Source organism: Paenibacillus thailandensis, assembly GCF_042685365.1.
In the GTDB taxonomy this organism is placed as follows: domain Bacteria; phylum Bacillota; class Bacilli; order Paenibacillales; family Paenibacillaceae; genus Paenibacillus_AP; species Paenibacillus_AP thailandensis.
This window is the reverse complement of sequence record NZ_JBHUMY010000001.1, coordinates 417023-441538: the sequence shown is the minus strand read 5'-3', so window position 1 is coordinate 441538 and position 24516 is coordinate 417023. Positions and strand designations below refer to the sequence as shown.

Annotated in this window: 16 protein-coding genes and 1 pseudogene; 14 read left to right on the top strand and 3 right to left on the bottom strand. The window is 57.6% G+C overall.

Annotated elements, in window-relative coordinates; genetic code table 11:
• Positions 1–7 precede the first annotated feature (7 nt).
• On the top strand, positions 8–916 hold the full coding sequence (locus ACFSW5_RS02000) for an ArsR/SmtB family transcription factor (protein WP_379269173.1): 909 nt from the start codon (positions 8–10) through the stop codon (positions 914–916).
• On the opposite strand, the pseudogene ACFSW5_RS01995 reads toward ACFSW5_RS02000, so the two are convergent.
• A pseudogene (locus ACFSW5_RS01995) lies at positions 907–2899 on the bottom strand (beta-galactosidase). The gene ACFSW5_RS02000 and the pseudogene ACFSW5_RS01995 sit on opposite strands and share 10 nt — an antisense overlap.
• A 281-nt stretch (positions 2900–3180) precedes the next feature.
• Here ACFSW5_RS01995 and ACFSW5_RS01990 point away from each other — a divergent pair.
• The 13 genes from ACFSW5_RS01990 to ACFSW5_RS01930 all read left to right on the top strand — a co-directional run bounded on the left by ACFSW5_RS01990 (position 3181) and on the right by ACFSW5_RS01930 (position 22312).
• On the top strand, positions 3181–4143 hold the full coding sequence (locus ACFSW5_RS01990) for an ABC transporter permease (RefSeq protein WP_379269171.1): 963 nt from the start codon (positions 3181–3183) through the stop codon (positions 4141–4143).
• A gap of 21 nt (positions 4144–4164) precedes the next feature.
• The gene (locus ACFSW5_RS01985; protein WP_379269168.1) at positions 4165–5049 is read left to right on the top strand and encodes a carbohydrate ABC transporter permease; all 885 of its coding nucleotides are present in this window, start codon (positions 4165–4167) and stop codon (positions 5047–5049) included.
• A gap of 130 nt (positions 5050–5179) precedes the next feature.
• Entirely contained in the window at positions 5180–6778 is a 1599-nt protein-coding gene (locus ACFSW5_RS01980) for an extracellular solute-binding protein (protein WP_379269166.1), read from the top strand.
• A 530-nt stretch (positions 6779–7308) separates the two neighbouring features.
• The gene (locus tag ACFSW5_RS01975) at positions 7309–9630 is read left to right on the top strand and encodes a helix-turn-helix domain-containing protein (protein WP_379269164.1); all 2322 of its coding nucleotides are present in this window, start codon (positions 7309–7311) and stop codon (positions 9628–9630) included.
• A gap of 554 nt (positions 9631–10184) precedes the next feature.
• Positions 10185–12809 carry an exo-rhamnogalacturonan lyase family protein gene (locus tag ACFSW5_RS01970; RefSeq protein ID WP_379269161.1) on the top strand — a complete coding sequence of 875 codons (2625 nt, stop codon included), beginning with the start codon at positions 10185–10187 and terminating at the stop codon, positions 12807–12809.
• A gap of 86 nt (positions 12810–12895) precedes the next feature.
• Positions 12896–13633, top strand: coding sequence for a DUF1961 family protein (locus ACFSW5_RS01965; protein WP_379269159.1), 738 nt, complete (start codon positions 12896–12898; stop codon positions 13631–13633).
• A gap of 95 nt (positions 13634–13728) precedes the next feature.
• Positions 13729–14928, top strand: a complete 1200-nt coding sequence (locus ACFSW5_RS01960) for a hypothetical protein (RefSeq protein ID WP_379269816.1) — start codon at positions 13729–13731, stop codon at positions 14926–14928.
• Positions 14929–14943: 15 nt separating this feature from the next.
• Complete coding sequence (locus tag ACFSW5_RS01955) at positions 14944–17220, top strand: glycoside hydrolase family 88/105 protein (RefSeq protein WP_379269157.1); 2277 nt, start codon at positions 14944–14946, stop codon at positions 17218–17220.
• Positions 17221–17476: 256 nt separating this feature from the next.
• Entirely contained in the window at positions 17477–17890 is a 414-nt protein-coding gene (locus tag ACFSW5_RS01950) for a VOC family protein (protein ID WP_379269155.1), read from the top strand.
• 467 nt (positions 17891–18357) lie between these two features.
• On the top strand, positions 18358–19410 hold the full coding sequence (locus tag ACFSW5_RS01945; RefSeq protein WP_379269153.1) for a sulfonate ABC transporter substrate-binding protein: 1053 nt from the start codon (positions 18358–18360) through the stop codon (positions 19408–19410).
• Between the two features lie 37 nt (positions 19411–19447).
• Entirely contained in the window at positions 19448–20590 is a 1143-nt protein-coding gene (gene ssuD, locus ACFSW5_RS01940; protein ID WP_379269151.1) for an FMNH2-dependent alkanesulfonate monooxygenase, read from the top strand.
• Positions 20591–20603: 13 nt separating this feature from the next.
• A complete protein-coding gene (ssuC, locus tag ACFSW5_RS01935; protein ID WP_379269148.1) occupies positions 20604–21410 on the top strand; it encodes an aliphatic sulfonate ABC transporter permease SsuC in 807 nt (268 codons plus the stop codon).
• 143 nt (positions 21411–21553) lie between these two features.
• The gene (locus tag ACFSW5_RS01930; protein WP_379269814.1) at positions 21554–22312 is read left to right on the top strand and encodes an ATP-binding cassette domain-containing protein; all 759 of its coding nucleotides are present in this window, start codon (positions 21554–21556) and stop codon (positions 22310–22312) included.
• A 315-nt stretch (positions 22313–22627) separates the two neighbouring features.
• Here the strand turns inward: ACFSW5_RS01930 and ACFSW5_RS01925 are convergent, their stop codons facing one another.
• Together ACFSW5_RS01925 and ACFSW5_RS01920 are read right to left on the bottom strand one after the other, a co-directional pair.
• On the bottom strand, positions 22628–22849 hold the full coding sequence (locus ACFSW5_RS01925; RefSeq protein WP_379269146.1) for a hypothetical protein: 222 nt from the start codon (positions 22847–22849) through the stop codon (positions 22628–22630).
• A 28-nt stretch (positions 22850–22877) separates the two neighbouring features.
• Complete coding sequence (locus ACFSW5_RS01920; protein ID WP_379269144.1) at positions 22878–24500, bottom strand: sodium:solute symporter family protein; 1623 nt, start codon at positions 24498–24500, stop codon at positions 22878–22880.
• Positions 24501–24516 lie beyond the last annotated feature (16 nt).

Sequence of the window (24516 nt, the reverse complement as noted above, 5' to 3'; positions counted from 1 at the left end):
GAACCGTATGATTCGAGCCAACACGGATACGGCTTGGCTGCCGCTTTACGAAGCTTTGGCGAGCTCCGTCCGGCTGTCGATTATCGACCTGCTGGCGGCAAAGCCGATGAACGTCAAAGAATTGGCCGAAGCGCTGGAGCTCAGCAGCGCCATCGTGACAATGCATATCCGAAAGCTGGAAAAAGCGGGATTGGTGGAGTCGAAGATGGTTCGCAAGCAGGGAGGCACGCATAAAATGTGCTCGCTTGCCGAGCATGACATCGTCATCGAGCTGCCCCACATGCTCGCCGAGCAGAAAAAAATGCATGAAATCAGCGTGCCGATCGGTCATTATACGCATTTCGACGTTCAGCCGACCTGCGGGATAGCGACGACGGAGAAGCTTATCGGGCAATTCGACGATCCCCGCTTCTTTATGGAACCGGAACGGATGAACGCCGGAATTCTTTGGTTCGCCAAAGGTTTCGTCGAATATAAGGTTCCGAATTATTTGCTGGCGAACCAGCGCCCCACCGCGCTTGAAATTACGCTGGAGATCGGTTCGGAAGCGCCGGGCACCAACGTCAATTGGCCGTCCGACATTTCGTTCTCGCTGAACGGAGTGCCGATCGGGACGTGGACAAGTCCGGGCGACTACGGCGACAAGCGGGGCAATTTTACGCCGGACTGGTGGTTCGAGAAGGTCAACCAATACGGGCTGCTGAAAGTGATCCGCATTCAGGAAGACGGCAGCTTCATCGACGGGCAGCGAATGTCCGGCGTCACGATCGGGGATATCGGTCTCGACCGCAATCATTGGACGTTCCGGCTGGCCGTCGAGGAGGATGCCGCCCATGTCGGGGGGCTGACGATCTTCGGCAAAGGCTTCGGCAACTACAATCAGGACATGGTGTTTCGCGTTTACTATCAGGAATGAGCCGCGGGGAAGCCGACGACGCGGTATTCGTAACGGCCGACCGCAAGCTTGCCGGCCGGAACGGTTCCGCCGTCAAGCTTGTCCGTTCCGCGGAACGGTGACGCTGCCGCCTTTTCCATCCATATTGACGATCACCCATATTTCCTCCGTTTCCGATATGCGCGGCGCGACGACCGTTCCGGCCGTAACGTCGGCATGGCGGGAAACCCCCGCTTCTTCCGCATAATGAACAATCATCCGCTCCAGCATCTCTTCCCCCGCGTCCCCGGCCGGCCATGAACCGAGCAATACCAGCTTGCCCTGGCCGCGCTTCGTTTCCGTCAGAAAGGACAAGCCCGGAGAAACCCCTTCGCGCAGTTCGCCCAAGCTTCGGGCTTCGACCGGTTGAAACACGGCGCTCCATAACGACAGAGGAGCGGTCGAGCCAAACGCTTCGCCCGTTGCGCCCGTGCCGTCCATCGCGTAGGCGTACACCGTTTCCGCTCCGGCATGCTTCTCCAGCTCGCCGAGCGCCGCATCGGTCGGGATCGTATGCTCCTCCGTCCGGATGCCGGTAAGCGGTCCGACGATCCAGATGCCGCCGTCTTCGACAAGCTTAAGCCCTCTCTGCAGCAGCTCGGATGACAAATAAGGAACGAACGGTGTCCACAACAGCTTGTAGCCGTCAAGCGAGCCGCCTTCCGGAACGAGATCCCGGTGAATGCCCGTCCGCAGCACCCGTTCATAAGCGGCGCTCGCCAATCCGCGGTGCCGCAGCTTGCCGTGCGATTCCGTCGCTAGGAACGCTTTCGCCCTGTCGGAGTAGGTGACGGCAGCCTCCGCCTGCGCCGGGCGGGTGGCCAGGATGACGGGCTCGATCGCTTGCCGCGCCTTCTCGGCTTCAAGCACGTTGCGATAGCCGACGCCGGGCTTGCCCCAGGCGCTGATGACCGCGCCGTGCGGCTGCTCGGACCCGGAGCGCTGCTGCCGCCACAGCCAGTAGCAGAATCCTTCGGCTCCAAGCGCGTAGGCGGCGACCGCTTCGGCCCGCAAATAGCCGTCGGGATGTGGAGTTCCGCTGCTTGCGATGGAACCGGCATGGGACGGGCTTGTCTCCATGATCCAGAACGGCCTTCCCGGCTTCATATTGCGCCACAAATCGCAATTCAGCAAATAAGCGGCGTAATTGGCGGCGCTCGCATACGTGTCGTAGGAAGCGAAATCGAGGCCGCGGAACAGCCGCTCGTTGTCGACGTGAAACGCGATGCTGCCGTTGTGGGTAATCGGCGCGCCGGAATAGGCTCGGATAATCGCGGCTTGCTCGTCGGCGAACTCCGCGATTTTTTCCATCGAGAACAGCCGGTACATCGTCTGAAGCGACGAATGGTGGAGGAACGGGGTCGGCCCCGGCTGCGGCACCTGGTCGAAGGCGGTGTACGACTCGCTCCAGACGCGGGTACCCCACAGCTCGTTCAGCCGATCGATCGTACCGTACCGCTTCTCAAGCCATTCGTGCCATAGCCCGCGGCATACGCCGCACATGCATTCGGCGACATGCGCTTTAAATTCGTTGTCGAGCTGCCAGCCGATAACGCCCGGCAGATTTCCGAGCGCCTTGGCGAGATGCTCCGTAATAATGGAAGCTCTCTCGCGAAAATAAGGATTGTTCGTGCAGGCGTGCTGGCGCGATCCGTGGCCGAGCGCGGCGCCTTCCGCGTTGACGAACAACCGCTCGGGATGGCCGTGCGAATACCATATCGGCGGAGTGGCGGTCGGCGTGCAGACGATCGTGTCAATGCCCGCCTCGTGCAGCTGCCGGACGACCCGTACGAGCGGGCCGACGTCGATGCGGCCTTCATGCGGCTCGATCGTCGACCAGGCGAATTCGCCGATGCGGACGACGTTGATGCCGGTTTCGGCCATCTTCTTAATGTCTTCGCTCACGATCTCCCCGCTCCACAGCTCGGGGTAGAAGGCGGCGCCGTGATAAAGCTTGTTCCCCATTTCCGTTTTCACTCCATTTCAGCAAAGTAGCCGGATCACATTCAGCTTCACTTTACAGAGCCGCCGCCCTTGCGGGCAATCCGACTTTTTTGCGCCGGGACGCAGTTGTCTTATCACTCTTTTGCCGGGTTTGCACTTTCTTTGCGGGACAGCGGCGAAGTCCGCGGCAACGCCCGGTTCGAACGGTTCAAAAATGTCTCATTGCCGGAAAACGGAAAGCCGCCGCATAATAAGGCCACACCGCTCGCGAGGCGATGAACGACATACGGAGGTGGAGAACGATGAAGCAGGCTACGGCCCAAGGGAATATTCCGCAAACGTCCAAGCAGGCGGCATACCGCGCGAGCATCGCGGCGAGGCTTCGCAGAGACAAATGGCTCTACCTGTTGATGCTCCCAGGCTTGCTGTACTTTGTCATATTCAAATACGTGCCGATGTGGGGCGTATTGCTGGCGTTTCAGAACTATCAGCCTTTTACCGGCTTTTGGAAAAGCGAATGGGTAGGCTTCGAGCATTTCCGCTTGTTTTTCGAAAACCCGGAATTTTTCATGCTGCTCAGAAACACGCTGCTGCTGTCGTTTTATAATTTGATTTTCTTTTTCCCGGCTCCGATTATATTGGCGCTGCTGCTGAACGAAGTAAGGCTTGCTTTCTTCAAACGGACGATTCAGACGATGATTTACGTCCCGCACTTTATATCGATGGTTATCGTGGCGAGCTTGACGTACGTGTTCCTGACGACGGAAGGCGGCACGGTGAACGAGCTGTTGTATCAATATACCGGCACCAAAATCCAGTTTTTGTCCGATCCGGCATGGTTCCGCCCGATCATTATTCTCCAGACGATCTGGAAGGAATGCGGCTGGGGCACAATCATTTTCCTTGCGGCGCTGGCCGCCGTCGACGTAGAGCAATACGAGGCGGCGACGATCGACGGGGCGAACCGGTGGAGGCAAATTTGGCACATTACGCTGCCGGCCATCCGCAGCACGATCGTCATCCTTCTTATTTTGCGGATGGGCAACGTGCTGGAGAACGGCTTCGAGCAAATTTATTTGATGCTGAATCCGCTTAACCGCTCGGTCGGCGAAGTGTTCGACACTTACGTTTACGCAATGGGCATTACGCAAGGCGCTTTCAGCTACAGTACGGCCGTCGGGCTGTTCAAATCGGTCGTCGGCGTCATTCTGGTGCTCGGCACGAACTGGCTGGCGAAAAAGTTCGGCGAATCGGGACTTTATTAATCAAGAAAGGGGTAATCAACTATGGCCAAGCAATACAGAACCGCGGCCGGCATGACGTTCGACGCGGCGAACTATATCTTCCTTACGTTGTTCGGGCTGGCTGCCGTGCTCCCTTTCATCTACGTCATAGCCGGCTCCTTCGCGTCGGACGCGGAGCTGACGTCGAGAGCGGTCTTCTTTATTCCGAAAACGTTTACGCTTAACGCTTACGAATTTATTTTTTCGACGGACACGATCGTGCAAAGCATCGGCGTATCGGTCTACGTCACCGTAATCGGCACGCTCGTCAATCTGTTTTTTACGGTCACGATGGCCTATTCGCTGGCCAGGAGAGGGTTATACGGCCGCAACTTCGTCCTGAATCTTGTCATCTTCTCCATGCTGTTCGGCGGAGGCATGATTCCGACGTACCTGGTCGTGAAGGAGCTGCAGCTGCTGGACACGTTGTGGGCGCTTATGCTGCCCGGCGCGATCAGCGCGTTCAACCTGATTATCGTCAAAAACTTCTTCCAGGAAATTCCGAAGGAAATCGAGGAAGCGGGCCGCATCGACGGCTGCTCGGAGCTCGGCCTGCTGTCGCGAATCGTGCTGCCGCTTTCAATGCCCGTCCTCGCCACCTTTACGCTGTTTTATGCCGTCGGGCACTGGAACGATTTCTTTGGAGCGCTGCTGTATATTAGCGATCCGCAGAAGTGGCCGCTGCAGGTCATGCTGCGTCAGATCGTCCTGCTGTCGCAAGCGGCCGCCGGCGACATGAACGCGATGGACCCGAACTTCGTGAAGCCGCCGGATCAGTCGATCAAAATGGCCGTTATCGTCGTCGGCACGATTCCGATTCTGTGCGTGTACCCGTTTCTGCAGAAGCATTTCGCCAAGGGCGTTCTGCTTGGCTCGGTGAAAGGCTGAGCCGCCGGTTCCGCTTTCAACCGTGTGATCCCGCCGCGTTCAATTATCCGATAAGGAGAAACACTGATTTTTAAGGTTGGAACGCGCGCGGTTTTACAATATGATCTAACTATTAAGGGAGGCAAATTTCATGAAGAAAAAGACAAAGAAAGCGAAACGCATTTCCACTTTTCTCATTCTTGGCACGGTTTGCGCGATTTCGCTGGCCGGATGCTCGTCCGGCGGCAAAAACGGCGGCACGGCCGCTTCGAACGATCCTTCCGCAGCCCCTTCTGCAAGCGCTTCCGCAGGCGCGGAGCAACCGTTGAAATTGAATATTATGCTCCCGATTTTCAAGACGAATTATCCGAAGGACGACAGCCCGGTAGCGGCCGAAATCGAGAAGAGAACCAATACGGACATTCATTTCGAATGGGTGCCTAACGCGTCGTACCCGGACAAATTCAACATCACGCTTGCCTCCGGCAATTTGCCGAAAATTATTTACGTACCCGACTCCAAAAGTCCGAGCTTCGTGAATGCGGTAAAAGCGGGCGCGTTCTGGGATTTGACCGACAAGCTGAAAAATTATCCGAACTTAAGCCAGGCGAATGAGGTCATTCTGAACAACTCCTCGATCAACGGCAAAACATACGGCGTATACCGCGGGCGCGAGCTCGGCCGCAACGGCGTTTATTACCGCCAGGACTGGCTGGAAGCCGTCGGCATGGAGCAGCCCAAAACGATCGACGACTTTTACAATATGCTGAAAGCGTTTAAGGAGAAGGATCCCGACGGCAACGGCAAGGACGATACGTACGGCCTCGTCATGGTGAAATGGACGCCGCAATGGGGTTCCGGCTTCGATCAGATCAAGCTGTGGTTCGGCGCGCCTAACGGATGGGGCGAAAAGGACGGCCAGCTTGTGCCGGAGTTCGAATACGACGAATATTTCGAAGCGCTGAAGTTTATGAAGAAGCTGTACGACGAGAAGCTCGTCAACCAGGACTTTGCCGTTATGGATTCGGCGAAATGGACCGATCCGCTCGTCAACGGCCAAGCCGGCGCGATCATCGACGTCGTGGACGGCGCCGCGCGGGCCGACGATAGAATCCACGCCGCGTTGAAAGATGCGGGTAAAGAAGATACAAGAGAACATTACATGGACGTGTTCGGCGCGGTTACCGGTCCGGACGGCCAGATCCGTACGCTTCCGACTTCCGGCTTCTCCGGCCTCTTGGCCATACCGAAGTCAAGCGTCAAATCGGAGGAAGAGCTCGACCGCATTCTGAAGTTTCTTGACCAGCTGAACGAGCCGGATATGCAAACGCTTACCAGCTTCGGTCTCGAAGGCGTGCATTACACGAAGATTGACGACATGACGCTGGAAAGAAGCACCGACGCTGTACTGCTGGAATCCGAGGTTGAAGGCTTGAACCAGATGGTTCCTTATATTCCGGAAGGGAAAGGGATGCAGGTTGCGCAAACGCCGCTTCGCATCAAGCAAACCGAAGTTCAAATGAAAAACAGGGAGACGATCGTCGCCAATCCGGCGGAGCCGTTCATTTCCGAAGTATACGCGCAGAAAGGGCAGCAGCTCGGCAATATTATCAACGACGCGCGCATCAAATTCATCGTCGGGCAGATCGACGAGCAAGGCTGGCGCGACGCCATCGAGCTGTGGAAAAAATCCGGCGGCGACGACTATGTGAAGGAAATCAATGAATTGTACGCGGCTTCGAAACAATAAAGGACGCAAACTTGCTATACTGGAATTATCCGGTATAGCAAGTTTTTTTGCTTGCGTAAGAAATGGCCGCTTTCTTTCGTCTTAATGGCAGTAACATTTGCTCCAATATCTGGCCCCTAAACGAACGGTGGCGGTCGTACTAACGGATGTGTTTGATTTTACGGCAAACGAAGCGGCGGAAATGATGTACGACGCGACGAGTTGATGAATGCGGCCGCCAGGGAGCTGGGGGTTCCGGGGGAAGGAACGTAAGGACCCGAAGGCAAGTTCGGCCGGCTCGCTCAGAAAGCCGTAAGTCTAATATCGGAAAGGGGCGGGAGGGGAAGTTTGACCCCCTTTCTTTTTTTGCCCGCCTCTCTGCTTTTTCAATGAATTTGTCTGAAAAAAGACTGGTTTTATTGGGCTTCTCCGGTTATTCTTGTAGATAGAGGTTTTCGTTCGATATAAATGAATACGCTTACATTTAGTTGGCGGGGCAAGCGGAGAAAATGCCGAAGTTGACGAAAATACGTATGGTTGGTGGTCTGAAGATGAACGGATGGCAAACGTTAAAGGCCCGTTTATCCGGCGGGGCGGGCAGCTTCTACAGGAAAAGCTTGATCATGTTTCTGGTCGTAGCCGGCATTCCCGGGATTATTACGGGGGTACTTGTCTATACGATGGCCGGCGGCAAGCTGGAAAAGGAGCTTCTGAAGCTGCATAACGGACAGATCGAACAGCGTGCCCGCAATCTGGACGGACAACTGGACAATCTGGAGATTATGCTGTCGCATTGGGCGTTCGACACGCGTTTCGATTATTCGCTGAGCGGACACGATTTCGTCCGGGATTTCGAGAGAACGCGCGACATTACGAACACGCTGCTCGTCATGCAGGGCTCGAACACGATGATCCGTAACGTAAGCCTGTATTTGCAAGGAGACGAGCCGGTGCTTTTTTACCCGGAATATTCGAACTTGAAGAATCCCGATGTCATCTCCGTATACGACGGCCTGCTCGCAACCGGGCGAACGACGTATTGGACGCAAAACGCTTTCGATCCCAGCCTGCCCGGACAGCGGGATTTGGCGTTCGTGCATCTGATCCCGGGAGGCAGCCAAAAGCCGTTCGGAGCGCTGATCGTCCGTCTCGACACCGATAAAGTCGCCGAAGCGCTGCGGACCATTACGCCGTACGCCGACGGCGAGAACTTCCTGCTTCAGGCCGGGGGCGGGACTTACGTCTCATCCAACGGCAGCGCGCTCGATTCGCCTTTTGTCGCCGCTCTGCGGGATAGAATCGAATCGGACGGCGAAGCCGAAGCTTCCTTCCTGTTCGAATGGAACGGCATGACGTACACCGTAACGTACGGCTATTTCTCCCGCGTTATGGACAGCTGGCTGTACGTGTCGGCTTCCCCGATTACATCGATTACGGCGCCGGTCGTTTTTATATCCAAAGTCATTCTGACGGTCAGCGCCAGCGCGCTGCTTCTGGCGGTGCTGCTTGCTTGGCTCGCCTCGAACCGGATGTATTCGCCGGTCAAGCGGCTTATGCGCGATTTGTTTCCGAACTTGTCGCAGGGGCCGGCGGCGGAGGACGAGTTTGCGCTTATCGAGCGGCATTGGCAGCATTTGAGCCGGGAGAGCCGCGAGCTGAACGCCAAGCTGTCGGAGCAGCTGCCGTATGTGAAGGAAAGCTTCCTTCATCAGCTGCTGCAAGGTTATTTATACGCTTACTCGGAGGAAGATCTGCTGTCGCGGATGGAGCGGTACAAGTGGCAGGTGCGGGGCAAGCAGTTCTTCGTGCTGTACGTTCAGCTGACCGGCATCGCCAGCATGGAGGGCAAGTTCAAATACGGCGACGAAGGGCTTGTCACCTTCGCGTCCGTCAATATGATCGAAGAGCTGGCCGCCAAATATTTCGAGCAAAGCAACACGGTCAACTTTCACGATCTCGGCTCGGGATTGCTGCTTATATTGCCGGAAGGCCAATCTTATGCCGACGATATTCAGGCGTTCTGCGAAGAATTGACGCAGACGGTAAACCGGCTGCTGAACATGCGGGTGACCGTGGCCGTCAGCCGGCCGATTCCGAATATCGGCAGCGTGCCTTTGGCTTTCGAGGGCGTCAAGCATGCGGCGAGCTTCCGCAACTTTGACAACGAGAACCAGATCATCGAGATGGAGCAGCTGAACTTCGACGATTCGTCCGAGCCGCCGTATCCTTTTACGCTGGAGCGGGAGTTTCTGCAGGCGCTTCGCACCGGGCAGGAGGCGGACGCCCGCCATTTGCTCGCCGAGTTCCAGAAGGCGTTGTCCGTGCAAGGAGCGAAGGCGATCGACGTGCAGCAAGGAATGCTTCATCTGCTTGGTTCGGTGCAGCACGCGATTCTTGTCTCCGGCATTCAGCCGAAGAAGCTGTTCAAGGGCGCGAATCTGTACGAGCAGCTGTCCCAGCTCAAGGAGCCGGCAAGCGTGCGCGATTGGTTCCAGGAGAAAGTGATCGACCCGTTCATGAAGGAGCTGATCCACCGGTCCGACGGCCAGGTGAAGCGGCTGATCGAGCAGGCGATGATTTATTTGCAGCAGAACTATATGCGCGACATCTCGCTGGACAATTGCGCCGACCATATCGGCACGAATCCGTTTTTTCTCAGCAAGTCGTTCAAGCAGGTTACCGGCAAAAACTTTATCGATTATTTGACCGAGCTGCGCATGGACAAGGCGAAGGAGCTGCTGCGCGAATCGGAGCTGAAAATCAATACGGTCGCGGAGCAGGTCGGCTACCAGCACAGCTATTTCAACCGCATTTTCAAAAAGCTCGAAGGCATGACCCCGAGCCGCTACCGCGAGCTCAGCCGCGCAGAATAAAGCGGCGGGGCATAAGTAATGCACATCGGACTTGCAAATATTCGAAATAGAGCCGGTATGGTTCCTGAACGGAACATGCCGGTTTTTTGTTCAAATAGGAGTATGTATAAGCTTCGGCAAATCTGCTAGGCTTCGGGACATGTTCCCGCAATAAAGTGCAAGGCGCGCGAATTAGTGCAAGTTCGGCGTATAGGCTGCGGCAAGAAAGTGTCATTGCCGGGAAATTCCCGGCTTACTACAATGAAGGCGTTAATGTCGGGACTTCAAGCGGATGCTTCCGAAGCGAAGTTTTGTTGCGGCGCAAGTTCGAGGAAGTTAAGCTTCACAAAACTTAAGCGAGAGCTTCCGAAGCAAAGTTTTGTTGCGACGCAAGTTCGATGAAGTTAAGCTTCACAAAACTTAAGCGAAAGCTTCCGAAGCAAAGTTTTGTTGCGACGCAAGTTCGATGAAGTTAAGCTTCACAAAACTTAAGCGAGAGCTTCCGAAGCGAAGTTTTGTTGCGACGCAAGTTCGATGAAGTTAAGCTTCACAAAACTTTTTAGGAGATGGGGTTCATGAACGAAACGCCAGTCATGCTGCGATGGTTGAAGGAACCGGCGGCGGTGCCCGCGGGAGTGACATGGGGCATGCCGTGGAAAGAAGGGGAGCTTGCCAGAGACGAGCAGCTCATGCTGCTGGCCGACGACGGCAGCCCGGCGCCGGCGATGCAAAGCTGGCCGACCGCCTACTGGCCGGACGGCAGCGTCAAGTGGACGGCGCATGCCGCCGCTTTTTCGGCAGAAGCGCAAGCTTCCCGTTATGCCGTGACGCGGGGACAAGCGGATGCCGCTCCGGCAGCTCCTGCGCTGACGGTCCAAGAAACGGACGAGGAGTTCGCCGTCGATACCGGCGTCATCTCTTTTATCGTTCCAAAGCGCGGCAGTCAAATTATAGCCAGCATCCTTCGCCACGGCGTGGAAATATGCGGCGGAAGCGAGCTCGTCGCTTTAAAGGAAAGCATGAGCGAGCTGACCGGCGAGAAAATCATCCGGCAGGAACGCTTCCAATCCCGAATACACGAAGCGAAGCTCGAGCAAGCCGGTCCCGTCCGGGCGGTCGTAAAGCTGATCGGAAGGCACCGCTCGATGGGCGGCCCGAACGGCCCCGCCAGCACGGGAGAATGGCTGCCGTTCTCGCTGCGGCTGTACGCTTATGCAGGGCTGGAGACGATCCGGATCGTTCATACCTTTTTTTACGACGGCAATCCGAGCGAAGATTTCATTAAGGGGCTCGGCATCCGCTTTACGGTGCCGATGCGGGGCGCTCTTTACAACCGTCACGTCCGAATGGCCGGAGACAGCGGCTTCTTGAGCGAATCGCCGAAGACGCTTCATACGCGCCGGACCAAAGGCAAATATTTGGAGCAGTTCAAGCGCCAGTTGAAAGGCGAGACGTTGACGGACGAGGAAATGAACGACGAGTTTTTCACGAACCTGCTTCGCGAATCGGCGACCTGGAACGGCTTTAAGCTGGTGCAGGACTCCGCCGACCATTACCTGATCGCCAAGCGGACGCAGGCCGGCTGCAGCTGGGTGAAATCCGCGGAAGGCCGGAGGGCGCGCGGCGTCGGATATGTCGGCGGAACGGGCGGCGGCTTGGCCGTTGCGATGCGCAATTTCTGGCGCAAGCATCCTTCCGGCATGGAAGCGGACGGCTTGACCGAAGGCGAAGCGCAGCTGACCGCCTGGTTCTGGTCGCCGGACGCCCCTGCGATGGATATGCGCCATTACGACACGAAGACGCATGTCGAGTCTTCCTACGAAGGCGCGGAGGAGCTGCGCGCCACGCCTTACGGCGTCGGTAACACGAACGAGATTACTCTATGGTGCCGCTCGGCGACACCTACTCCGGCAGAGTTGGAAGCGATAGCGCAGTACATCGACTCGCCGACGCAGCTGATGTGCGAGCCGGGTTACTTGCGGCGGCAAGGCGCTTTCGGGATATGGAGCTTGCCGGACCGCAGCACGCCCGCCAAAGCGCATCTCGAGGAGAAGCTTGACGGCATAATCGCCTTTTACCAACGGGAGGTCGAGCAGCGGCGCTGGTTCGGCTTCTGGGATTACGGCGACTTCATGCACAGCTACGATCCGGCACGGCACGTATGGAACTACGATCTCGGCGGCTGCGCCTGGCAGAATACGGAGCTCGTGCCCAACATGTGGCTGTGGCTCATGTTCCTGCGCACCGGCAGGGAAGATATCTTCCGCATGGCGGAAGCGATGACGCGCCATACAAGCGAGGTGGACGTCTACCATTTCGGCGAATACGCCGGGCTGGGATCGCGCCATAACGTCGTTCATTGGGGCTGCGGCTGCAAGGAGGCGCGGATCGCCATGGCCGGTCTGCACCGGTACTACTACTACTTGACCGGCGACGAACGGATCGGCGACATCATGGACGAGGTCAAAGATTCCGACTTCACGACGGTGAACCTCGATCCGATGCGGGCATATTTTTCGAAAGACGAGCATCCGACGCATATCCGGGTCGGCCCGGATTGGGCGGCGTTCAGCTCGAACTGGATGACCCGCTGGGAACGCTACGAGGATACGTATTACCGCGACAAGCTGCTGACCGGCATCGATTGCATCAAACGGGCCAATTACGGCCTTATATCCGGCCCGACTTACGGCTACGATCCGAAGACCGGCGTGCTTAAGCCGATGGGCGACGACAACTGGGGACGCCATCTGGCGCTGTGCATGGGCGGGCCGCAAGTGTGGTTCGAGCTGTCCGGCATGCTGAAGGATCGGAAGTGGGACGAAATGATGGCCGATTTCGGTATTTTTTATAACCTCCCGCAAGAGGAAAAAGACCAAATTACGGGCGGAGCGATCAGCACGAAGCGGTTCGAGCATCCGGTGCTGACGCTGGCGATCGTCGCCTACGGCGCGTGGTTCCGCAAGGATAAGCGGACGGCGGATTTTGCCTGGTCGACGCTGCTTGGCCATCCGTTCGCCTATACCGATCTGGAGCGGGATGCGGCTTCTGTACAGTATGTCGGCGAGCTGCAGGAGATCGATTGGATCAATACGAACGACGCTTCGCAATGGTCGCTGAACACGATTATTAGCCTCGAGCTGATCGCCGACGCCTTGCCGGATAAGCCGGAACCGGCGAAGCAAGGGACGGTTGTGTGAGACAGCAGGCGAACGAGCCGCGGCTCAGGCAGGAATGCGAAGGGGCTGGGCTGCGGCACGATCAACTTTAAAAAGGAGGGAAAGCGATGAACCGTCTCCCGATTGAAACCGAAGGGACGGCTCCCGTTCGAAGCGGGCTTGTTCCCGAACGCTGGAGCATGATCTATACGAATCCGCTTGCGAAGCCGGAGCATGTCGCCTCCTTCCGGATGGAAGGGGATGCGGCCGTTACGTTTCCGTTGGGCCGAATGAGACTTGAGAGCACTCGCGACGAGTCGGAAGGCCAGCGCGCCAATTTCGTGTTTTGGTGCCCGGCGGATTTTCCGGCGGATGCCGCCGTTTCGTGGGATTTCTGGCCGGTGCGCGAGCCGGGGCTGGCGATTATGTTTTTCAGCGCAAACGGAACGGAGGGGCGCGATCTGTTCGATCCTTCGATCAAGCCGAGAACAGGCGAATACGACCAGTATCATCACGGCGAAATGAACGCTTTCCACGTCTCGTATTTTCGCAGAAAATGGGCGGAGGAACGGAAGTTTCTCACCTGCAATTTGCGCAAAAGCTACGGCTTTCATCTGGTCGCCCAAGGGGCGGACCCGATTCCGGGCGTCATGGACGCCATCGGGCCGTACCGGATGCTTATCGTGAAGGAAGGTCCGCGAATTTTGTTTGCGATCAACGATCTTCCCATCTTCCGGTGGGAGGACGACGGCGCGACGTATGGGCCGCTCCTCGGCGGCGGCAAGCTCGGATTCCGGCAGATGGCCCCGTTTATCGGGGAATACGCCAACCTGACCGTGTATGCCCCGGAATCAAGAGATCATTAAATTTAGAAAAGGAGGCGGCGCAAGTGACGGAACAAACGATCGAGGCGGTGCGCCTTGCCGATATCGACATTAGCGCGGCGGGCCCGCGCTGCAAAATGCTGCTTGGCGACCTGAACGGGGACGGAAGGGCGGAGCTGCTGCTCGTGCAGCCCGACAACCGGCAGGACGTAAGATATATTCCGCATCAGGTGCAATGCTTGACCGCGTTTGATTTGGACGGACGTCTGCTGTGGCAGACGGGCAAGCCGGATCCGGGCGCCGGAAGCCAAGGCTCGGATTATCCGGCGCAAATTTACGATTTGGACGGCGACGGCCGGCTGGAAGTATTATGCGTCATGAACGACCGGTTTGTCGTGCTCGACGGGGAGACCGGAACGGAGAAGGCTTCGTACGGGCTGCCTTCCCCGCATGCCCATGACTGCATCATTATCGCGAACTTGAGCGGCGGACCGCATCCTTCGGACATTATATTGAAGGACCGTTACCATCAGCTGTGGGCGGTGGACCGCGAGTTCAATCCGTTATGGACGTATCAAGGGAATCCGGGTCATTTTCCGTGGGTTTGCGATCTGGACGGCGACGGCCGCGACGAGGTGATGGCCGGCTACGACTTGCTGAACCATCGCGGCGAACGGCTATGGAGCTGCGCCGATCTGGAGGATCATGCCGATTGCATCTGGGTAGGCGACGTCAACGGCGACGGTCTGCCGGAGCTGGTGATCGGCGGCAGCGTAACGGTGATGTACGACCGGGAAGGACGCGAGCTGTGGCGCTATTCCGGTTCGGTCGAATCGCAGCATATCGCGCTCGGCCGGTTCCGTCCCGAGCTGCCGGGTCTGCAAATTGCCGGGCTTGACCGGCTTGTCCGCGAAGACGACGGCAAAGGGCGGAAAGGGAAAGACGCGTTGTTCCTTCTGGATTGCGAAGGCAACGAGCTGTGGAAGGAAGACCGGAAGACGGACGGATGGCTGACGATCGCGGAGACGCTGCAAAATTGGCGGGCCGGCTCCGGTCAGGACTACATTCTCGCCTACCGCCGCGGCGGAGGCGTATATCCGTCCTTGTACGACGGCCATATGAACGTGGTGGCGGAGTTCCGCGAGGACGGCTACGTCGTGCATGCGGATCTGTTAGGCTCCGGAACGGAGCAGGTGATCGTGTACGGCGATACGAAGGCGTCCGTATTCGCGGAAAGCCGGATCGGCCTCGCCGCGAAGCATCCCGGAAGAGCGCTGCCGCAGCCGAAACGGCTGTACAGCTCGACGCTGTATCCGGGCGGCCAGATCGACTTCTGAAGGAGGCTGGACAAGTTGGCAAAGAAGCTCCCTTATTTCGACGAGCAGCTCTCGATCGCGGGCCGGACCGGAGGCAGCGACGACATCGCACTTGCCGCCGTCGCGGGGCGGTTTATCGGCGCGCACCCGAAGCTGCCGCCGGTTTACCGGCTGTATTCTCGGCAAGGGTTTAGGCGGATGGAGGATTGCCGTTACGATATTCGCTTGCACGACCGTTTCCCGGAGATACGGGACGGCGAATATATGTACGTATGGGCGAAGCTTTGGATGGACCAGGATACGACGGTTCCGTTCTCGCTTAGCTGTTACGGGCCGGCAACCGTTTATATCAACCGTTCGGCTGCATTTGCCTCCAATTTGAACGACGATGTCTTTCCGGACAGGAAGGCTTATTTCCGGACGGCGCTCCGCCAAGGCTGGAACGATATCGTGCTCGAATTCGTCAAAACCGGCACCGGCTGCGGCGGCAAATTCGGCACGGGCAGCGTAAAAGGGTTTCCGCTTCATGTGTTGAACCCGAAGCTGGAAGGACAGGAGGGCTGGCGGTGCAGCAAGCCCCAGCCCGTCCGCTGGCGGCCGGAGGAGCTGCCGGGCTCGGACGGGCAAGGGAGCGGGACCAAGGAAGATGCGGACAGCTGGCAGTCCGCTCCGGCCTGGACGGCGGAACAGCTGAAGAAAGGAAGGTTCGGCCGTATATTTGCCGATGCGGAAATCGGAGAGACCGCTTATGCGTGGACGAAGCTGTCAAGCGTTTGTCCCGGCGCCGTAAAGGCGGCATTGAAGGGTACCAGTCAAGGGCGCTGCGCCGTTTATTTGAACGGGAAAGCGGTGTTCCGGTCGGAGGCGCCGGGGGGTTCGCTCTATGCGGAGATTGTTGTGCCCTACGGAGACAGCGAGCTTATCGTCGAGTCCGTCCGGACGGGCGAGGAATGGGGCTTCGAGCTTTCGGCGGCGGTGCCGGACGTCGGGTTTTCCGATGCCGGACAGCAGCCCGGAGCAGCGGATGCGGTGGGATTCAAAGCGCCGTATCCGGTGGAAGGGCTGCGCGAGCCGTGGCTGTATGCGGGGCCGTTCGTTGCCGGAGACGAACCGGAAGCGGGCGGGCTGACGAGGATGGATAGGCCGTTTGGCAAAGGCGGCCGAAGGACGTTCTGGCGGGCCGATCTGCCGGATACGTGGGTCCGGCCGTATTTGGAGAACGCCATGTACGGCAAATGGAATTATCCGCTGGGCGTGACGCTTTACGGCATTTTGCGGACGGGACTCGCGCTGGGCGAGCCGCATTATGCCGAATACGCGGCCGATTTTATCGAGCAAAGCAGCCGCATGCATGAATATGCCATTTGGGACGCGGAGCAGTACGGGGCGCCGGGAATTAACCATCAGCTGACGCTGATCGACAGTCTGGACGACTGCGGATCGTTTGGCGCCGCGATGCTGGAAGCGCATAAGTATCGCGGACTGCAAGGCGCGGAAGCGGCGGCCGCCCATATCGCGAACTACATTTCCCGCAAGCAGGACCGTCTCCCGGACGGAACGTTATACCGGACGCGGGGAACCACCGATTTTATGCAAAATACGATATGGTGCGACGATCTGTATATGAGCACGCCGTTTCTCGTCAAATACGCCGAGCTGACCGGGGAGCCCGCTTATTTGGACGACGCGGCGCAGCAGTTTATGCTGTACCGGGAGAAGTTGTATATGCCCGATCTGCAAATTATGCATCATGTGTACGATCTGAAGCACGATAAGCCAAACGGCGTGCCGTGGGGCAGGGGGAACGGCTGGGTGCTGTTTTCGCTGACCGAGCTTTTGGCGGCAATGCCGTCCTCGCATCGGCTGCGCCCCGGGCTGGTCTCGTTTTTCCGCGAGCTGTGCGAAGGATACGTCCGACTGCAAGGCGACAACGGGTTGTGGCATCAGGTGCTGACCGATCCGGAATCGTACGAGGAGGCGTCCTGCACGTCGATGTTTGTTTACGCGTTTGCGAGAGGCGTGCGGTTCGGCTGGCTGGAGCGCCCCGCGCGGTACGCGAAGGCGGCGCTAAAAGGCTGGGAGGGACTGAAGGAACGCTGTATCGACAAGCACGGGAACGTATACGGCGTGTGCCGGGGGTCGGGCTATTCGTTCTCCAGCCGTTATTACAAGGACGAGCTGACTTGGCAGCTGAACGATACGCACGGCATCGGCATCGTGCTGCTGGCCGGCATCGAGGCGAAGGAGCTGGGGAAGTTTCTCGTCGAAAGCAATCATCAAGGCGCAGAGCCGCAGCGCTTCGGTTCCGTATGATGTAAAATAAAGTTTTCTTAGTGTTTTATAGCTCAAATTAAAAACTACATGCTACTATCGTAGGAGCCTAGATTGAAATGGCACCTTACCTCAATATTCAAACCAAACTTGCCGTGATCAGGCAAGTTTGGTTTTTTATATAAGAATCTTATAGAAGGAAAAATAAACCAGTTTGTCGAAACAAAGAACCTTAGAAGAGCGATGGAAGGCTCTTTTTTCTTGTTGGAGCCAAAACGATAGAAGGAGTTGATGTTTTTTGAAGTCCAGTATTTCTAACGAAATAGTACAGTTATATTTGCCTGTTACTGATATTCGAAGGTCGGTTGATTGGTATGTAAAGACATTAGGCTTCCAAGTCATTTGGGAGGATGCTGGATCGGCTAATCTAAAACTTCCAGCAGGACCACTATTATTTTTGAAGAAAACCTTGAAGAATCAACCAATACGTTTTTCACTAGATAACGATACTTGTGCTGTCCTGAGTTTCAAAACTTCTGATATAGAGAATTTACATCAAGAATTGAAAGATAAAAATATAGCAGTTAGTGAAATAGTTACCTACGGTGAAGGTCAAAATGGACCTTATCAGGACTTTCATCTACATGATCCGGATGGGCATCAATTGGAAATAAACAGTTATCCTGATCTGACTCAATTTAGAGGCTATTAAAGTTGAACCGAGGGACGGGTAACAAGAGCGTAGAGGCGGAGCCGACCCACCGCTTGTTTTGCGTGGATGGAAATCCGCTTCTCTAACGGGGCAGTAATGTGAAAAATGGAAAGCTCTATTTTCTTGATTTCATTTCCAATTTTAAGATTGACACTTCCCGATGGGCGATGGTAATATGTTGGTTATAAATCATAGTTATTACATCGGATTTTAAGTATATAGGCGCGACCGGACCGCCGGAGGCCTCCCGTTACCCGCAGACAACTTGTCATGCGCGGGTGTTACGGGAGGCTTTTGTCTTTATACGAAACCGATCCCCGCTAACCACCTTATACCGAAGGAGTTGTTCCGCACCATGGCCAATCTCGTTATTCAATCCGGCGGACCGGGTTACGCCCGGCGGCCGGCAAGCGCCATTCCTTATTCGGGAACGCGCCCGATCAATCGAAAACCGGGGGTGAGGATCGATGCGTAGCAGCTCCCGCCCCGTCAAATATGCTCCTTTGCTTGCTTTGGTCGCGATATTGGCGCTGGCGCTCGCGGCTTGCGGCTCCGGCTCCGGCGGCAATGCCGCAAATACGGCGAGCGGCGGCGCATCCGGCTCTAACGCCGAAGCGTCCGGCAGTGCCGCAGCGGCCGGGTCCCCGGAGCAAACCAAGGATCTTACGGTCCGCATCGGTTATCAGAAGTACGGCACCATCAACATTTTGAAGGCGGACGGAGCGCTGGATAAGAAGCTGGCCGAGCAGGGCATCAAAATCGAATGGACGGAATTTCCCGGCGGCCCGCAGCTGCTGGAGGCGCTGAATGTCGGCAGCATCGATATCGGGCATACCGGGGAAGCGCCTCCCGTATTCGCACAGGCGGCCGGAGCGCCGCTCGTCTATCTGGCCCATGAGCCGGCCAGCCCGCAGTCCGAAGGCATTCTGGTTCCGAAAGATTCCGCCATCCAATCGGTCGCCGATCTGAAGGGCAAGAAGGTTGCGCTTAACAAAGGCTCCAACGTGCACTATCTGCTCGTTAAGCTTCTGGAGAAGGCCGGGGTCGACTACAAGGATATCGAGACCGTCTTCCTGCCGCCGGCCGATGCGCGAGCCGCTTTCGAGAGCGGCAATGTCGACGCGTGGGTCATCTGGGACCCGTTTCTGGCCGCGGCCCAGACCGCAACCGGCGGCCGCCTGCTGGCGGACGGCACGGGCGTCGTTTCCAACTACGAGTTTTATTTGGCGGCCCGTCCTTTTGCGGAGAAATATCCTGACGTGGTCGAGACACTGCTTCAGGAAGCGAACACCATCGACGAGTGGACGAAGAGCAATCCGAAGGCGGTTGCCGAATTGCTGTCGCCGCAGCTCGGCATCGACGTTCCGTCGCTCGAGCTGGCTGCGGAGCGGCGCGAGTACGGCGTGCAGCCGATCGACCGGTCCGTCGTCGACGCGCAGCAGCAGATCGCGGATACGTTCCGCGAACTGGAGCTCATTCCGAAAAAAATCGATATTAACGAAGCCATTATCAAAAAGTGAATAAAGCGATACCCACCTGAGAAAAGGAGAGATCGATATGAACGTATTTTGGTTTATCCCGACGCACGGAGACGGACGCTACCTTGGCACATCGGACGGAGCGCGCGCCGTGGACGGCGAATATATGCAGCAGATTGCGGTGGCGGCGGACCGCCTCGGCTTCGAAGGCGTGCTCATTCCGACAGGGAGCTCCTGCGAGGACCCGTGGGTGACGGCGGCTTCGCTGATTCATGCGACCAAGCGGCTAAAGTTTCTGGTTGCCGTCCGCCCCGGACTGATGTCCCCGACGGTCGCCGCCCGGATGGCGGCTACGTTCGACCGGATATCGGGCGGACGTCTGCTGATCAACGTCGTTGCCGGAGGCGACCCGGTCGAGCTGGCCGGAGACGGTCTTTTCCTCGAGCATGACGCCCGTTACGATTTAACGGACGAATTTCTGGAGGTGTGGCGGCGCGAGCTCGCCGGGGAGACGGTCTTTCACGAAGGCGAGCACTTGAAGATTCAAGGCGGCCGCGTCCTTTATCCGGCCGTTCAGAAGCCGCATCCCCCTCTTTGGTTCGGCGGGTCGTCGCCGGCCGCCCAACAGGTTGCGGCCGATCATGTTGACGTCTACTTGACCTGGGGCGAGCCGCCTCACGAGGTTGCCGAGAAAATCGCACAGGTGCGCAAGCTAGCCGCCGAACGCGGCCGGGAAGTCCGCTTCGGCATTCGGCTCCATGTCATCGTTCGCGAGACGGAGGAGGCTGCCTGGCAAGCGGCCGACGACTTGATCAAGCATCTGGACGATTCGACGGTGGCCGAAGCGCAACAAATATTCGCCCGCTTCGATTCCGTCGGTCAGCAGCGGATGAGCCGCCTCCATCGCGGAGACCGCTCTGCGCTTACGATCGGCCCGAACCTGTGGGCCGGCATCGGTCTGGTCCGCGGCGGAGCCGGAACCGCGCTCGTCGGCGATCCGGCCGCGATCGCGCAGCGGATGAGAGAATACGAGGCGCTTGGCATCGAGACGTTTATTCTGTCCGGCTATCCGCATTTGGAGGAGGCGTATCGCGTCGCCGATCTGCTGTTCCCACATTTGGATTTGAAGCGTTCCGCGCCGAACGGGCCAAGCTCGATCAGTCCTTTCGGCGAACTGATCGCGAACGAAGTGCGCCCGACCCCGAAGGCTTCGGCGCACTAAGGGGGCGGGGTCAATGAAGGGAACAACCGGATGGAGCCGCGCCAGGGAAGCCTCGCTTCCTTGGATCATCCCAATCGTCGTCGTTGCGGTATGGCAGCTGCTGGGCAGTATGGGCTGGATTTCCAGCCGAATTCTTCCGACGCCGGTTCAGGTCGTCGCCGCGGGGATCGGTCTCGTTCAAAGCGGCGAGCTGATTCATGCGCTTGGCGTCAGCACCGGCCGCGCCTTGATCGGCTTCGCTATCGGAGGCAGCGCCGGGTTTTTGCTCGGGCTGCTTAACGGCGTGGCCGCGCTGGCCGAGAAGCTGACGGACTCGTCGATCCAAATGATCCGAAATGTGCCTCATCTCGCTTTGATTCCGCTTGTGATCGTATGGTTCGGCATCGGCGAGGAAGGCAAAATTTTTCTCGTGGCGCTGGGGGTATCCTTCCCGATCTATTTGAATACGCTGCACGGCATCCGGACCGTCGATCCCGGTCTCGTCGAGATGGGCAAAGTGTACGGATTGAGCCGCGGCGAGCTGTACCGGAAGGTCATTCTTCCGGGCGCCATGCCGTCCATTCTGGTCGGCTTGCGTTACGCGCTGGGCATTATGTGGCTGACGCTCATCGTCGCCGAGACGATCTCCGCGGATGCCGGTATCGGCTATATGGCGATGAACGCACGGGAGTTTTTCCAGCTTGACGTCGTGGTGCTCAGCATTATTTTATATGCGCTGCTCGGCAAGTTGTCCGATACGATCGCGAAATGGATGGAAAGGAGATGGCTGCAGTGGCATCCTCATTTCGGCAAAAAAGCGACCCCCAGCCAGGCGGCTTGACGGCGCTCCGCGGCGGCGCGGCGGCAGAACGGGAACGGGAGGCCGGCGGCCGGACCGAAGCCGTCAAAATCGTGAGCGCTCCGGAACGAAGTGTTGCTCCCGCCGCCGCGAATCCTTCGCCGGATGGGCATCGGGAGCGGGGGCTGGCGATCCGGCTGGAACGAGTCGTGAAGCGTTTCGACGACCGTCCCGTGCTGAAGGACATCAATCTCGCCGTCCGCGAAGGCGAGTTTGTGGCGATCGTCGGCCGCAGCGGATGCGGCAAAAGCACGCTGCTGCGGCTGGCCGCCGGGCTGGATCCGGTCAGCGAAGGCTCGCTGCTGCGCGGCGGAAAGCCGGCGGAAGGCGTCGACCCGGCTACGCGGGTTATGTTCCAGGACGCCCGGCTGCTGCCCTGGAAGTCGGTGCTCGACAACGTGCGAATCGGAATTCGCGGCGTCTCCGGAAAGGATGCGGAGCTCAAAGCCCGCGAAGCGCTGCAGCTTGTCGGCCTGCAGGACCGCGCCGGCGACTGGCCGTCGGTACTGTCCGGCGGCCAGCGACAGCGGGTCGCCTTAGCCCGGGCGCTGGCCGGCGAGCCGCGGCTGCTTCTGTTCGACGAGCCGCTTGGCGCGCTCGACGCGCTGACCCGGATCGAGATGCAGCGGTTGATCGAGCGGCTATGGGAGAAGCGGCGTTTTACCGCACTGCTTGTAACGCATGACGTGAGCGAGGCAGTCGCTCTCGCCGACCGCGTCGTCCTGATCGAAGAGGGACGCATTGCGCTTGATTTGCCTGTCTCGCTGGCGCGCCCGCGCGAGAGGGACAGCGGCTTCGCCTATTTCGAAAAGCGTATTCTCGACCGCGTGCTGAGAACCGAGGAAAGCGGGAGCGGCTTGCAGAAGCTCGCCTACGATATATAACGGGCAGGCATCCTTCTCGCAGGGGCCGGTGAATTAAGCGTCGCTCCCGTTAGCGACACGGGCCTTCCGATCCCGTTTAAGGCTATGGGAAAGATTGAACGTCTTCGCGAACGATGCGCTTCGGACCGCAATCGCCAACGACTCGAGCGTCCGGGAACCGCTCCGTTTCCTTGAAGATGGCATGGGGGCCATACTCCGGCGAAAAGAATAGCCTTTTGCCGATTGCCCATACGGTAACAAAAAGACCGCAATGATCGCTCGATTGAACGATCATTGCGGTCCTTTATTTTTGCGCCGTTATTGCGTTACGGCTTCTTATTGTTTCTCTTCGCTTTGACCGGACTTGCTGCGGAAGAACAGGAACAGGAAGAAGAGTCCGACAACGGTCGTTACGGCTCCCCAGACCAGATTGACGTTCATGCCGTGCAAACGCTCCAGCTCTTGCGGATTAATGCCCGCGATCATGAGCAGAATGCCGATAATCGTAAGAACCAGGCCGATATTCACTCTTAAATCCATGAAGTGCTCGATTTTCATGCCGATCATCTCCTAAAATGATTATCGATTAGTAGAACCATGCGTTAAGCGCTACAAGCATCACGATAGCGGCAACGCCGAGCACCCAAGGCTTGCGGTACCATTCGACTTCCGAATCGTCGTGAATTTTGCCGTCGACGCCGTATACCAGACCTTTCAGCTCCGATTCCGGTTTCGGCTTGGTTATCAGACTGACGACGATCTCGACAACGAATGCGGCCAGGAACGCCCACCATGCGCGCCAGAAGTTGCCCGCCATTGCGCTGGCGTAATAGTCGGCCGGCAGCAGGAAGTAAAGCGCGAAAGCCGTGCCCGTACCGGCGACGAGGCCCCAGAAGCCGCCCCAGCCCGTTGCCCGCTTCCAGAACATGCCGAGCAGGAATACGGCGAATACCGGAGCGTTGAAGAAGCCGAACAACGTTTGCATGTAGTCCATAATGCTCGGGAAGCCCATAACGATATAGGCGGTGCCGACGCTGATTACGATGCCGACGGCCGTCGAGATGCGGCCCATGTTCAAGTAATGCTTGTCCGAAGCGTCTTTCTTGATGTAAGCCTGATAAATGTCGTACGTCCATACCGTCGTAAAGGCGGTGACGTTGCCGGCCATGCCGGACATAAACGAAGCGAGCAGCGCCGTAATGCCAAGGCCAAGAAGGCCGGTCGGATAATATTCCGCCATCAGAAGCGGCAGCGCCATATCGTAAGAGCCGATGCTGCTGTCCGGACCAAGCCCCGGCAGCAAGACGTAAGCCGCGAAGCCCGGAACGACGATAAGCACTGGCATAAGCATTTTAAAGAACGAAGCGATAATCGGCGTGTTGCGCGCAGCCGTCATATCCTTGGCGACCATCGCGCGCTGCACGACCAGGAAGTCCGTCGTCCAGTAACCGAACGAAAGGACGAAGCCGAGACCAAGCACGATGCCCAGCCATTCGACCTGCATGCCGTTCGTTGCGGCGCTTCCGGTACCCTGCCACATATGGCTGAACGTTTCCGGAATGCGGGACATAAGGCCGTCCCAGCCGCCCAGGTCGCGAAGCGACAGGAAGACGACAGGCAGAAGGCCGATCCAGATTAGGAAAAACTGAATGACTTCATTGTAAATCGACGAGGTCAAGCCGCCGATGCCGACATAGACAAGAACGATGACGGCAGCCAGCAGGATGCTTGTCGACATCGACCAGCCGAGCAATACTTTCAAAATAAGCGCCATCGCGTACAAGCTGACGCCGGACATCAATACCGTCATGACGGCAAAGGAAATGCCGTTGAACGCCCGCGTCGCTTCGTTATACCGGAACTTCAGAAATTCCGGAACGGAGCGGGCTTTGGAGCCGTAATAATACGGCATCATAAACAAACCGAGGAAAACCATGGCCGGCACGGCGCCGATCCAATAGAAGTGGGCGGACATAATGCCGTATTGATACGTGCTGCCCACATAGCCGAGCATCTCGATCGCGCCCAGGTTGGCGGAAAGGAAGGCAAGGCTTGTAATCCAGCCGGGAACGGAACGTCCCGACATAAAAAAATCCGAGCCGGTTTTCATTTTGCTTTTCAGCGCGAAACCGACCAGAAGAACAAAGATAAAGTAGACGATGATGATCGCGTAATCGATCAAACCGGGTTGGAATAGTGCCTTATCCACGATGATTACCCCTTAT

Bases quoted from the DNA above. Each gene is read 5' to 3' on its own strand.
- ssuD (WP_379269151.1), top strand. From the start codon at position 19,448: ATGAACGTATTTTGGTTTATCCCGACGCACGGAGACGGACGCTACCTT.
- ACFSW5_RS01960 (WP_379269816.1), top strand. From the start codon at position 13,729: ATGCTGCTTGGCGACCTGAACGGGGACGGAAGGGCGGAGCTGCTGCTC.
- ACFSW5_RS01980 (WP_379269166.1), top strand. From the start codon at position 5,180: ATGAAGAAAAAGACAAAGAAAGCGAAACGCATTTCCACTTTTCTCATT.
- ACFSW5_RS02000 (WP_379269173.1), top strand. From the start codon at position 8: ATGATTCGAGCCAACACGGATACGGCTTGGCTGCCGCTTTACGAAGCT.
- ACFSW5_RS01965 (WP_379269159.1), top strand. From the start codon at position 12,896: ATGAACCGTCTCCCGATTGAAACCGAAGGGACGGCTCCCGTTCGAAGC.
- ACFSW5_RS01975 (WP_379269164.1), top strand. From the start codon at position 7,309: ATGAACGGATGGCAAACGTTAAAGGCCCGTTTATCCGGCGGGGCGGGC.
- ACFSW5_RS01925 (WP_379269146.1), bottom strand. From the start codon at position 22,849: ATGAAAATCGAGCACTTCATGGATTTAAGAGTGAATATCGGCCTGGTT.
- ACFSW5_RS01970 (WP_379269161.1), top strand. From the start codon at position 10,185: ATGAACGAAACGCCAGTCATGCTGCGATGGTTGAAGGAACCGGCGGCG.
- ACFSW5_RS01985 (WP_379269168.1), top strand. From the start codon at position 4,165: ATGGCCAAGCAATACAGAACCGCGGCCGGCATGACGTTCGACGCGGCG.
- ACFSW5_RS01945 (WP_379269153.1), top strand. From the start codon at position 18,358: ATGCGTAGCAGCTCCCGCCCCGTCAAATATGCTCCTTTGCTTGCTTTG.
- ssuC (WP_379269148.1), top strand. From the start codon at position 20,604: ATGAAGGGAACAACCGGATGGAGCCGCGCCAGGGAAGCCTCGCTTCCT.
- ACFSW5_RS01990 (WP_379269171.1), top strand. From the start codon at position 3,181: ATGAAGCAGGCTACGGCCCAAGGGAATATTCCGCAAACGTCCAAGCAG.